The sequence below is a fragment of the Pseudomonas sp. BF-R-24 genome (genome assembly GCF_019947335.1).
GTDB lineage: Bacteria > Pseudomonadota > Gammaproteobacteria > Pseudomonadales > Pseudomonadaceae > Aquipseudomonas > Aquipseudomonas jessenii.
In genome coordinates this window covers 1-10,921 of the sequence record NZ_JAGYGG010000070.1, presented here as the reverse complement: position 1 = coordinate 10,921, position 10,921 = coordinate 1, and the positions used below count along the sequence as shown (strand labels likewise).

Annotated in this window: 10 protein-coding genes, 1 tRNA gene and 2 pseudogenes; 8 read left to right on the top strand and 5 right to left on the bottom strand. The window is 53.0% G+C overall.

All coding sequences use genetic code 11. The features are described from left to right. Nucleotides 1-667: 667 nt before the first annotated feature. Nucleotides 668-1,387, top strand: a complete 720-nt coding sequence (locus KGA98_RS27895; protein WP_223504886.1) for an RES family NAD+ phosphorylase — start codon at nucleotides 668-670, stop codon at nucleotides 1,385-1,387. A 352-nt stretch (nucleotides 1,388-1,739) separates the two neighbouring features. Then, nucleotides 1,740-2,459 carry an SDR family NAD(P)-dependent oxidoreductase gene (locus KGA98_RS27890; protein WP_223504884.1) on the top strand — a complete coding sequence of 240 codons (720 nt, stop codon included), beginning with the start codon at nucleotides 1,740-1,742 and terminating at the stop codon, nucleotides 2,457-2,459. 324 nt (nucleotides 2,460-2,783) lie between these two features. On the opposite strand, the gene KGA98_RS27885 is transcribed toward KGA98_RS27890, so the two are convergent. Together KGA98_RS27885 and KGA98_RS27880 are read right to left on the bottom strand one after the other, a co-directional pair. Beyond that, complete coding sequence (locus KGA98_RS27885; protein ID WP_223504882.1) at nucleotides 2,784-3,080, bottom strand: hypothetical protein; 297 nt, start codon at nucleotides 3,078-3,080, stop codon at nucleotides 2,784-2,786. Further along, complete coding sequence (locus KGA98_RS27880) at nucleotides 3,077-3,910, bottom strand: AAA family ATPase (RefSeq protein ID WP_411736680.1); 834 nt, start codon at nucleotides 3,908-3,910, stop codon at nucleotides 3,077-3,079. The genes KGA98_RS27885 and KGA98_RS27880 overlap by 4 nt, the downstream gene beginning before the upstream one ends. Nucleotides 3,911-4,014: 104 nt before the next feature. Between KGA98_RS27880 and KGA98_RS27875 the strand changes: the two are divergent. The 3 genes and pseudogenes from KGA98_RS27875 to xerC form a co-directional block, all read left to right on the top strand. Next, nucleotides 4,015-4,434: pseudogene (locus tag KGA98_RS27875) on the top strand (phage late control D family protein); the annotation flags it as partial. Nucleotides 4,435-4,594: 160 nt separating this feature from the next. After that, nucleotides 4,595-4,807, top strand: a complete 213-nt coding sequence (locus KGA98_RS27870) for a DUF4224 domain-containing protein (protein ID WP_223504878.1) — start codon at nucleotides 4,595-4,597, stop codon at nucleotides 4,805-4,807. Further along, nucleotides 4,808-5,800: a tyrosine recombinase XerC gene (gene xerC, locus KGA98_RS27865; RefSeq protein ID WP_223504876.1), complete on the top strand. Its 993-nt coding sequence runs from the start codon at nucleotides 4,808-4,810 to the stop codon at nucleotides 5,798-5,800. Nucleotides 5,801-5,936: 136 nt separating this feature from the next. On the opposite strand, the gene KGA98_RS27860 is transcribed toward xerC, so the two are convergent. Continuing rightward, nucleotides 5,937-6,014 (bottom strand) — tRNA-OTHER (locus KGA98_RS27860). A 431-nt stretch (nucleotides 6,015-6,445) separates the two neighbouring features. On the opposite strand from KGA98_RS27860, the gene KGA98_RS27855 reads away from it, so the two are divergent. Both KGA98_RS27855 and KGA98_RS27850 read left to right on the top strand, forming a co-directional pair. Continuing rightward, entirely contained in the window at nucleotides 6,446-6,655 is a 210-nt protein-coding gene (locus KGA98_RS27855; RefSeq protein WP_223504874.1) for a hypothetical protein, read from the top strand. Between the two features lie 180 nt (nucleotides 6,656-6,835). Then, nucleotides 6,836-8,020 carry a hypothetical protein gene (locus tag KGA98_RS27850; protein ID WP_223504872.1) on the top strand — a complete coding sequence of 395 codons (1,185 nt, stop codon included), beginning with the start codon at nucleotides 6,836-6,838 and terminating at the stop codon, nucleotides 8,018-8,020. 175 nt (nucleotides 8,021-8,195) lie between these two features. Here the strand turns inward: KGA98_RS27850 and KGA98_RS27845 are convergent, their stop codons facing one another. Together KGA98_RS27845 and KGA98_RS28835 are read right to left on the bottom strand one after the other, a co-directional pair. Next, the gene (locus KGA98_RS27845; protein ID WP_223504870.1) at nucleotides 8,196-8,807 is read right to left on the bottom strand and encodes a hypothetical protein; all 612 of its coding nucleotides are present in this window, start codon (nucleotides 8,805-8,807) and stop codon (nucleotides 8,196-8,198) included. 193 nt (nucleotides 8,808-9,000) lie between these two features. Then, entirely contained in the window at nucleotides 9,001-9,726 is a 726-nt protein-coding gene (locus KGA98_RS28835) for an alpha/beta hydrolase (protein WP_411736681.1), read from the bottom strand. Between the two features lie 1,022 nt (nucleotides 9,727-10,748). Here KGA98_RS28835 and KGA98_RS27835 point away from each other — a divergent pair. Next, nucleotides 10,749-10,921: pseudogene (locus KGA98_RS27835) on the top strand (efflux RND transporter periplasmic adaptor subunit); the annotation flags it as partial.

Here is a 10,921-nt window from a genome sequence, read left to right as displayed (position 1 = left end):
TCGATCAAATAGTTGGGCTATGTGCTGGAGAGAGTCGCCTTTCTGCCAGTGATCCCACATCAGTTTTTTCTGGCTTTCGGTGTAATAGATCCGAGGTCTCTGCTTCATCTGCAACACTCCTTCTGCTCACACAGAATTTAGTTGTGTTGCATCGACCGGTTGAATCCACAGTCGACTGCGGCCCTTCGTGACAGGCAGAAACCGGCCAAAAGCGGACAAAAGCAGCCGGGTTCAAGTGAGCTAAAAACCGGAGCGATCCACTTGGTCTAAAGTTTGAGTTCAACCCCATAAAAGTATTCACGGTAGGACTATGGCAGAAGAAACGGCGGAGACGAATCAAACCCTCCTTTGCTCTGAATGCTTCACAGATGAAGGACTGCGGATAGATGCATTCAAGCTCGGCATTGAGGAACGCGTGAAATGTCCGAATTGCCATAGCCAAGAAGGGCGAAAGCTGACGAAGGAGCTTATTGAATCTCTTGCATGGCGCTTTTTTGTGGGTGGAACTACCGTCCGTTGCGACTAAGGCGCAGCGCCTGTTATTCAGTGCAACGAGCATCACTTTGGGAGGAGCGATATATCGCCCTCGATCTGGCTCAAAGATGACATCAGACTTCTTCAGGAGGCTGCTCAGCTTGGCTTCTTCCACTACGGCCCACGCCTCTGGATGATTGGCGAAGTCGAGCCACTTAAGGATCTTCAGGATGAATTGAAGCGGTCGCAAATCATCAAGCGCGTGATGAAGGAATACCCAGAAAAGACACTTGAAATGGGGGAGAAATTTTATCGCCTACGAATCTGCCCACAACGTCCAGCTGATCCGGCAGAGTATGACAGCCCACCGATTGCACTCGCTGGAAAGGGGCGGCTCGACTCGCCAGGCTTTCCTATCATGTACGGATCGCAGGACATCGACGTTTGCATCCATGAATGTCGAGCATCGACAGATGACGACATCTACGTTGCTACCCTGGAGCCCAAGCGGAACCTACGGCTCCTGGATCTTACTCATTTACTCGAAGAGGATGTGACAGAGTTCGAAAGCTTGGATATGGCTATCCATATGCTCTTCCTGGCACGTTCTCACTCCTATGAGATTTCCCGAGCAATCGCATTAGCAGCCAAAGAAACGGGCTTTGACGGCATAATTTACCCGTCGTTCTTTAGTTTGATTCGCACTGGTGGCCATCCTTTTGAAACCACCTATGGTATGTCACTGCGGCGCTATCATCCTGAGCGGGAAAAGTACGCAGAAGCATACACAATCCAAAATTTTGCCCTGTTTGGACGTCCACTGGAGAACGACTTGGTAAGCATCAAATGCATTAATCGCTTGATACTCACTCAGGTCGGATATAGAGGACATTTCGGCCCCGTGGAGTACTGACTCAAGTGTAAGAGGTACTCAGATCCACGGTGGCGATTGTCCTTCCTTGAAGGGCAGCTTCGGGTCGACTGCGGCCCTTCGCGACAGGCTGCAATCGGCCATAACCACTCTCAGCCTGCTTTTCGGCCAGAGGCGGACATTTTGCTTCCGACAGAGAGCAACGTCTGAAACTGTCGTAAGCACCCGGGGGAGATTCACTCGCATATCCATTTCTGCCACGGCAATGACGGCGCTCTTGAGCGAGTCTGCTCCCACCCGCTAATAACTTGAAACAACCTCCTCCTTGTCAGGCCATAAATCGTCTGCTTGCATGCCGCCCACCAGTCAGCATGCAGGTCAAGGAGACGATCAAATGAAAACCATGGTAGTAGGCGCAAGCAAAGGGTTGGGCAGAGCCTTAATCGATGGATTGGGTGAGCCTGGCGACACGTTGATTGGAGTTTCTCGAACACGTCCCGAAAATCTGACACACAAGGCCGATATCGAGGTGTGCTGGGTCGAAGCCAACCTCAATGAGCCCGTAAAGGCTGTGCAGGTCATCGAACAGGCTGTGGTGGATGGCAGGCTAGATACGCTGATCTATAACTTGGGAGTATGGGAAGAGTTTGCCTTTGATCCAGCGTACGACTTCCTGGCTGACCACGACGATCAGGTGGAGACAATCGTCAACTGCAATATCACTTCAACCATTGTCCTGATAAAGCGGCTGCTGCCGGTGCTGCTCAAAAGCGCCAACCCAAGAATCATATTGACCGGCTCGACCTCAGGCTTGCCGCAAAGTGGACGACCGGAAGTCACCTTTGGCGCCTCCAAGTTCGCCCTGCGTGGTATCGCCGATGCGCTACGCGAAGGGTACAGGCAGCAACGCCTGGGAGTTACTTGCCTGAACCTCGGCTACCTAAATACCGAAGATCCGCTGAACACGCCAAGAGCACTTGCCGAGCAGCGCGGTGAAGGCCACTCCATCCCCGTACACGACGTCGTACAGGTCGTACGCATGGTCTTGAGTCTGTCTTCAGCAAGCTTCGTCAAGGAACTTACGTTGCCAGCGATATTTGATGAGCGTTTTTGATGCCGCAGAACTCGATTATCCGCTAGACGATACAGAGACGAGGCACGGGAAACCGTCAACCCAGCACATTGCAGGTTTCGGCGGCTTTGGGAGTTGGACAAAGCAGAGAGTGCAGAGAGTGCATCCGGCCACGTACTGGGAGAATGCACTGCTTCACTGTCTGCTGTGAGTCGTTATGAGCCTCTCACTCTTGATATCTGGTCGGTCACGACTAATGCAAATGCCTGGTCAGCTCATATGCAATTACATGGACAAGTGCACTGCCGAGAGGAAAGAACATCATCAGGTTGGGTGGTCATATGCCGTGCAGTAACTGACCTCTGGTCAGGGCGTCACCTCTGCTTCTGGCCAAATGGAATGGATGACACTTTGGGCTTCCTCATGGGTGCAGGGCTCGCCGACCATCGTGAAAGACCGGCAACCTGGAATCGTGACCTGCCAATGAGTTTTGCGCGCGATGCCGTCATTCGCAGTCAACTCGGCCAGTAACTCCAGACGGTGAGCGCAGATGTACTTTTGCAAGTCATCGGTGACCAGTGACCAGGGCGATACGACCATTCGGTAACCCTTTTTACGGGCGGATAAGCCGAACCTGGTGAGGTAATCGATGGCGGTATTCATATGACCACCTCATCCGCCCCGACCTCGGTTTCTTCGCCGGCATGCAGTGTTTCCGTCGACTTCGCAGGGCGAAAAAGTGCAAAGTCACCCTGTGCCTGAGGCAGGGACCAACTGACGACCGTGTCGCTCCCGAAACCAGAGCGGGCCGTCACTATCGAAAGGCGTTCACGGGCGTTGCGGATCTGCTTCTGCGTGTAGCCATTGCCAGTCATCAACTGCTTGGCGTCTTTTCCCGTCAGTGGCCCAGCGCTTAGGATGCGTCGCAAGGCCTCTGCCGGGTCGTCGCTGTCATCCAGGCGTTCCTCGTCAGTTGCTTCAACGTCCCCCAAGATTTCGCGGGCGCTTCCCTCGATAACACCGCCCCACAGCACACGCGTGGCCTCAATCCCGCCACCAATGTCGCAAGGCTCGATGGTGTAGGAGACGCCACCCTCATCGGTGCCGATGTTCGATTTCGCCCGCGCCAGCACTCGCTGGTCGGAGTCCTCCTGCTTGGCGGCCACCAGCACCGTACGCGCCAGCGCCGAGAATGCCTGTGAGCCGATTACCCGATCAGCCGGTGACGATCCCGCCCCTCCCTTGGCGAAATGCGAAATGCCCACAACCGCGCAGAGGTTCTGCTCGGCGAAGTCCACCACACCCTGCAGCGCGCGCCGCACGTCGTTGGCCTTGTGCATATCACCCCTCACGGCACTGACGATCGGATCGAGCATCAACAGAGAGACGCCGCCAATTTCGTGGGCGGTGGCCCTCAATAAAGCGATGTCATTGGCCGGATCGAACGGGTCAGCGTCGCCTTGAGCATTGATGCGCCCCTGAATGATGTGCACCCGAGTCAGATCAGCTCCCGCCGCTGCCAGTCGTGGTACCAGCGTATCGGCGGGGTCATCCTCGCCGCCACTGGCGCCGGCTTGAACATTCTCAGGGGGCTGCTGTGATCGATACCGCGATTGCCCGGGTAACGGGCTATGTGAAAAACGCACTGGAGCAAGCCCGCCGCGATGCCGCCTATGCGGTACCGGCGTTTCGCCTGACCGTCGATGGCAATGACATAGCGCAGTTGATCAGTCCGCGGCTGATGAACCTGGAGCTGACCGACAATCGCGGCATCGAGGCCGACCAGCTCAGCATTACTCTCAGCGACCACGATGGCCTTCTGGCCATTCCACCCAAGGGCGCCACTTTGCGACTGTGGCTGGGCTGGGCTGGGCTGGGCTGGAGTGATACCGGCCTGGTGGACAAAGGCACCTATACCGTCGACGAAACCGAGCACAGCGGCGCACCCGACGTGCTCAGCATTCGCGCACGCTCGGCGGATCTGCGGACAGGGCTCAAAACCAAACGCGAGCGCAGCTAGAGCAATACCACTCTGGGTGAAGTGCTGGGTGCCAAGGCAACCGACAGCGCGGTGCGCGCCCACCAGGCCAAGCACTCCAACGCCACCGTCACCAAGCAACCCATCGTGAAGTGCTGGATTTTTCAGGCGTGAGCGTCAGTCGCCAAGGAGGTAAACAATGAGCAGTATTGAGTTTTTGACCCACGAACAAGTGTGCGAGTTGACCGCCGCCCGAACCAAAGCGGGTCAACTGGCTGTGTTACGCAAGAATGGCATCCGACATACCGTCAAACGTAATGGCTGGCCTTGCGTGACCACATCCGCATTGATAGTTAGCAAGCAGCTTCAATCAGCGCTACCCACCACCTGGCAGCCAAGGAAAGCACTCTAAATGGGGCGTAAACCAATAAAGCCGGACAGTGTTGCCCGGCTGAGAAAGCGCAAACAGCGTAGTGGGACTGTTTATTACTACTACGACACTGGCACAAAGCCGCGGCGGGAAATTCCGCTTGGCTCCGATTACGGCCTGGCCATCCTCGAATACGCGAAGCTAGAGAAAACCCGGGTTTCAGCCGCACTGGCGAGAACGGTGATCACTTTCGATTACGTGGCTAACCTATATATGGAGGAAGTAGTCCCGACAAAGGCGTCTGCGACCCAAAAAGATAACGCCCGGGAATTGAAGCAATTGCTGGTGTTCTTCAATGACCCACCTTCCCCACTTGAGGCCATTGAGCCTTTACATGTACGGCAGTATTTGCGGTACCGCTCAAAAACTGCACCGATGCGGGCAAACCGAGAAAAAGCGCTGCTCAACTCAATATGGAATTTCGCCCGCCAGAGCGGTTACACAGCCCTGGCTAACCCTTGTTCAGGCGTAAAAGGCAACAAGGAGTTGGGATGGGACATCTATATCGAGGATGAGCTACTGCTGAAGGTGTATGAGCAGGCCGAGCAACCGCTTCGTGACGCCCTGGATTTGTTCTATCTCACCGCCCAACGTATAGCGGATACCTTAAAGATGGACGAGCGTGATATCCGCGACGGCCAGTTGGCCGTTCAACAGGGGAAAACTAGCGCAAAGCGGAGGATCGAGATCGTCGGCGAACTGAAAGTTGTGATCGATCGAATCTTGGCGCGCAAGGCTGGTTACAAGATTCGGTCTACTCGCCTGGTGGTTATGGAAAACGGCCAACCAATGACAACCAGCATGCTTCGAAAACGATTTGATGATGCCCGCGAAGCCGCCGGTATTGAAAAATCTGACTTTCAAATGCGCGATTTAAGAGCAAAGGCAGCAACGGACAAAGAAGAATCAACAGGCAATATTCGGGCGGCGCGAGATCAACTTGGACACACTACTGTGGGCATGACAGAGCAATAAATTCGCATGCGCAAAGGCATGAAAGTGACGCCTACGAAATGACCAGCGGTCGTGAGTTGCGGAGCAGGGATCCATTTTTGCGGAGCAAAGAAATAAGGGCTTGCATGAGGTATCCCATGCAAGCCCTTGATATTCATGGTGCCCGAAGCCGGAATCGAACCGGCACGCCCTTACGAGCGGGGGATTTTAAGTCCCAAGGGAAAATCAATCAGGCTGCACCTTTCAATAGTTTTTCCGGGTCGCAATTACGCCTTTTTGGCTGCCATCCTGGCCAATGTTTGCGCATACCTTCTAGAGATTGCGGACCGTAAAAATCACCCATTTCAGTGTCAAAGTATGTTCTCACTCCGAAGCGACTTACACCGCAGATATACCGATCACGCATACCATAGCGTTTCGCCGTGTGGTTCTCGACCCCTAACATCCCATACGGGACCTATAGCCACCTATATTGTTTTATAATGAATACATCCTGTTTTTAGAGCGGCAAAACTTCCGTATTTTTGTGTTTTTGCAAACGATAATCCGAGGCTTCCAGCGGAGGTTTTGCGCACAGCCCTTCCGATGTCCCGCCGACCGTTACCCCTCTCCCCATTCCTCCATCATTACCGGCTGCTACGCTTAAATCTCCACGGAGGAATCGCGATGCCAAACTCAGACCTACTCCCTTCCCTGCTCTTCAAAATCAACGAAAACCAGCTCGCTCTAGAAGCCGCCATCCTGGAGCTTTCGAACTGGGTCGAGCAGCGCGGCTCGGCCGACGTCGCCGACAACGTGCGCTGCGCGCTGGAAGCCATCGACAAGAATGAAGAATTCATCAAGTTGACGCTCGCGGTGCTGATGGCGCCGGAATGACGGCACAACCAAAAGCAGACGGTGGACGGAGCGATGGAAAAGAGTAGCTATGCTTGGATTGCTGCCGGAAATGATTGAGCCAAATGGGCTACCGTTCTGTGAAGGCGTTATCACCTCACGTTAGGTGTCGAATATTCCTAGCAACTTTGGACCCAAGCCTTTCAGGAGTCCTTTCATTTCATGGCGAAGCTTATAGCCTTCACAGCGTTTCTACTGGTGGGGACTCCTCTCGAACAAGCCGCTGCCGAAAGTGCAGCGCTGAAAATATTCTGGTCAGAAACCATTCCTAGAGGGAGAGACACGCAAGACGCTCTCGCTATTCGAGGAATCTCGCTCGACGCCGGCGGTTCAATAGTGGCGTTAGGAAATAAAGGGGTATCGCAATCGATTCTCTTGCGGCCCAGCGAAGCAGGTCCTGGATCTATCATTGAACTTGCAACTCAAGGGCAGGCCTTGCAAATTGTGCAGGGCCCCGCTGAGACTCTTTGGCTCGCCGGTCTAACAAACAGGCGAATGTACGTCCCCGGCGGAACGATGGCAGATGCCTATCTCGGAAAGCTCGATCCACAGGGGCGAATCGTTGCGGAATACTCTTTTAGCTCGATCCGATTTCGCGTCATCAAGAGCGTGACCTCGCTCGACTCAGGCGAATTGGTCGTCGCGGGTCGTGACGGTGCTGAAAATTGGCTGGCGGCCGTATCGACTCAGGGCAGGCTCTTGTGGCAACGAAGGTTAGGACTCGGAAAAGGGGTGGCTGTTTCAGCAGTAGGTGACCAAATCGTAGCGGCCACCATTGCAGGTAGGCGCGAGGACAACAACAAAAAATACTGGAACGATGTGAATGTCCTAAGTGTTGACCGCGCAGGACAGGTGATTGGCTGGCAAACGGTTAGAGCAAACATCAACAGCCATTCTGGAAGTCGTTCAGGAACGGTTGCGATGGTGAAGTCACGAACTGCGTTTTATGTACTATCGAGTTGGCACGATACTCAGAGCGCGAAGCCGCTGGAAATCACAAAGCTCTCCCTCGACGGTTCTATTTCCTGGCGCAAAGAGCTTTTGCACTCAATATCGCAGGGGAGCAATAGAACCTGGAGAACCTGCAATCAAGGGCAGATGGCTCTTGAAAATGACGACCTCTTGGTCGTTTGTTCTATCGAAGCGCAAATTCTGGTTTTTCGGCTCGACGCAATAAATGGTGATGTGAAAGTTATGTCCGTACCATTACCCAAATGCCATGAAGGCCGGCCGGCTGCGCTCTTCCTGACGCAAAGGAAGACTGGCACGATCTGGATTTTTGGTTCGAGGCCGGACAGTAACGTAGGGAAAAGTTGCACGTGGCTTGGAGAGCTATCGCTTCCATGACGTTTATCTGCTTGGTTTTGTAGACACCTCCAAGCCTTAAAGTTAGGCCATCTGAAAGTTAATTTGCCCCGCCTCCCTAGACATAGGAAACATAGGAAGATGTCTGACGGACTATCTATAATGGGTCGATAACTGCCTGTCGCGCAGCGCAGCAATCGCCTGTGGATTCAACCGATCAATCATCGTCATCGCACTTGATCTCTTTTTTGTATTCATCTCGCTTGGCCTCGATCTTGACCTTGCAGCCACGCTCCCAGAACTCGTCTTTCCACTCGCCCCGACGCCAATTGGCGCCGCGGCCATCCGGGCATTTGACCTCTTCCTTGTATTGATCGTCTTTGGATTCTATTTTCACCTTGCATGGCCCGTCTCTGTATTCGTCCTTCCACTCGCCGCCTTCGTGTCCGCCGCGTCGGTAGTCCGCTGACGCTGGTATCAACATGACTGAGCAAAGTGCAGCCCCCCCCAACATACCAAGCATGGGTCTCACACTCACCTCACCACCTCCGTAATAAAACACACGATGCAGCAGGCCAAGCTTTTCCGTAGCCCACCGTATCAGCGTCTTGATCGTAACGGTTTGCCTGCAAGTGATATGACAACGATTTCCGGTCGATTTCTCCAACAGCAAAAAAAAAAAAACAGCGTGATAATCGCCGGAATGGAAGATTGCAGGTAGAGGTTTGCGGATGTGCGACCCTTTTTGGTTTTTCGGCTTTTGAGCAAGACCGTTCTTGGCCGATTCCTGCCGGTCACCACAGGCAGCAATCGGCCAGAAAGCGGACATTCATAGAGAGGCGAAGCTGTATTGAAGAATACTGGTGCGCCTCTTCAATCCCCCCATTAAAACGGGGGCGTTACCGTTCGAAAAATCCCAAACCCTGCCTGAAAAGTGGCGTGAGAACTCTCACTGCTCGAAGATCAGACACAAAACTGAAAGCCCAAAAACAATGGCGCCAAGCAACATTTTCTTACTGCAACTACTTGATTTCCCAATATTGCCCTACCTGGGCTTCCCTTACACGCAAACCACTTCTACTAGCAGGACGGCTTCCACCAAACAAATCGAGAATATCGCTTATAACAGACCTAGACTCCGCCATATAAGAGTGGTTTAAAAAGTCCGTCTTAACAGCACTCGCATCAATGAATTCTACGCCGCCGTATACTTTTATAATTTCTGGCACATCCCCGGCGCGCTCGTAATAGTGAAGCTTCTTTGAGGTCAGCAAAGCCTTGTCTCTACTTGAAGCATACAAAGTAACCGGCGCCTTCGGGTCTGCTATTTTTGGAACTATGATATCGACAAACTGTTCAGCATCCACATCTGGGGCAGCCAAGACGACCTCCTTCAGCTTATAGCGCAAATCAGGGCGCTCAAGTTTTAAACGCGCCAACGAGCTCAAAACTGCTCTATTCCCCATACTATGAGCAATCAAAAAAGTCTGCTCTATCTTGGAGTTAGAAAGGTGGTCCACAAGAAAATCATACAATGCAGGCTCTGACCATTCGACACTAGCCTCATCTGCAGCGTACGAGAGTACCTTCCCATTTGCTGGCCAGCTAAAAAATAAGGGAACACCGGAAAAATTCAGATCATAAGCCATTTGCGCGGTCCGCTTTGCTGCATCAGCAAAACTGACATTGTAGCCATGCACAAAGAGTAACGTAGAAGTCGACTTATTAACCAATCCCAAGTTTAGCATTTTATCAAAATCTTGTTTACTGATCGTTTGCCCTCCCAAAAGCATCACATGTTTGTCAGGAGCCTCCTTTAACTGATACCACCTCTTCTCCTCAATCACTCCAACTTCATGCCCAACAGGAATTGAGACCATGCAATACCCGTATTTGGTATCGCCAAAGCTGCCCCGACGCCCGCTATATGCCTCTGCACAGCGCTCGGAGTCCAGCTGCTTTCTGTTTGTTGCAAATAAAACCTTAACTAACCCATGAGTACCATCAGAGACTGGCCGAATAACTCCTAGCTCACCGTTATCGACTGCGCCTGTATTTGCTCCATAGCCTGCGTTGGGATCAACTACGCCGCCATCACTAACAACATCAGACTTTGATTGGCAACCACTCAAGAGAAATAAAACAATAATGTGAAGAAGCAAAAGGGACTTCATGCTTTCCTCCTTGATAAGAAACAGTTTAGAGCATTATGGGCTAGGATCTTGATATGTCAAAAAGCCACTGCTGACAGAAATGCCGTAATCCCCCCGCTGCTCCATTAGTGCCACTCTCCTGTAGGCCCTATTTAGGCAGCCCTCTGGAGAGCTCCGTATCATCACCTCACAGATCACGACACGCCGTTTTGCGCGTTTGTGCGATCAAAAGCCTTAGTCGTATGCTTCAGGAAAAGGGGGACAGATTTATTTATGTTTGGGCCAAACCATCCGCTTTTGGCCGAATTCCGCTCGTCGCGAACGGCAGAGGTCGGCCATTTCCTGCCTTACGCGACCGTGCGCTGCGGGTCGCTTGAAGACATTCGGGTATGGGCAAAGCGTGGCACAGTTTCCGGGGATACTTCGACGTCGTAGCGTCGCCGCGGCAAGGAATTTTATTGAGTTGGCATGGCTGGGGAATAGCAGTTGCGAGAGAAACAAATCTCATTCGCCATTTATCTGACGCTCGTCTGAAAATCGTCGGATAAATGGCGTTTTGCGTTGAGCTTTTACCCTCCTGACCTAGGCTCAAGCCATGTGGGGAGGAGGTGCAGTCCATGCGCAAATTATTGATTGGCTCGTCGATGCTGGCCTGTCTGGTGGTGCTGGGCGGCTGGTTGAGTCGACCACAGCCGTTGCCGGTCAGGCTGCTAGAGGTTGAGCGGGGGCCGGTGGAGACGCTGGTGGCCAACACTCGCGCGGGTACGCTGAAGTCCTGTCGGCGCTCGCA

Excerpts from the sequence above, each read along its gene's own strand:
- KGA98_RS27895 (WP_223504886.1), top strand. The coding sequence starts at position 668 with ATGATTGGCGAAGTCGAGCCACTTAAGGATCTTCAGGATGAATTGAAG.
- KGA98_RS27890 (WP_223504884.1), top strand. The coding sequence starts at position 1,740 with ATGAAAACCATGGTAGTAGGCGCAAGCAAAGGGTTGGGCAGAGCCTTA.
- KGA98_RS27885 (WP_223504882.1), bottom strand. The coding sequence starts at position 3,080 with ATGAATACCGCCATCGATTACCTCACCAGGTTCGGCTTATCCGCCCGT.
- KGA98_RS27870 (WP_223504878.1), top strand. The coding sequence starts at position 4,595 with ATGAGCAGTATTGAGTTTTTGACCCACGAACAAGTGTGCGAGTTGACC.
- xerC (WP_223504876.1), top strand. The coding sequence starts at position 4,808 with ATGGGGCGTAAACCAATAAAGCCGGACAGTGTTGCCCGGCTGAGAAAG.
- KGA98_RS27855 (WP_223504874.1), top strand. The coding sequence starts at position 6,446 with ATGCCAAACTCAGACCTACTCCCTTCCCTGCTCTTCAAAATCAACGAA.
- KGA98_RS27850 (WP_223504872.1), top strand. The coding sequence starts at position 6,836 with ATGGCGAAGCTTATAGCCTTCACAGCGTTTCTACTGGTGGGGACTCCT.
- KGA98_RS27845 (WP_223504870.1), bottom strand. The coding sequence starts at position 8,807 with ATGTCCGCTTTCTGGCCGATTGCTGCCTGTGGTGACCGGCAGGAATCG.
- KGA98_RS28835 (WP_411736681.1), bottom strand. The coding sequence starts at position 9,726 with ATGCTAAACTTGGGATTGGTTAATAAGTCGACTTCTACGTTACTCTTT.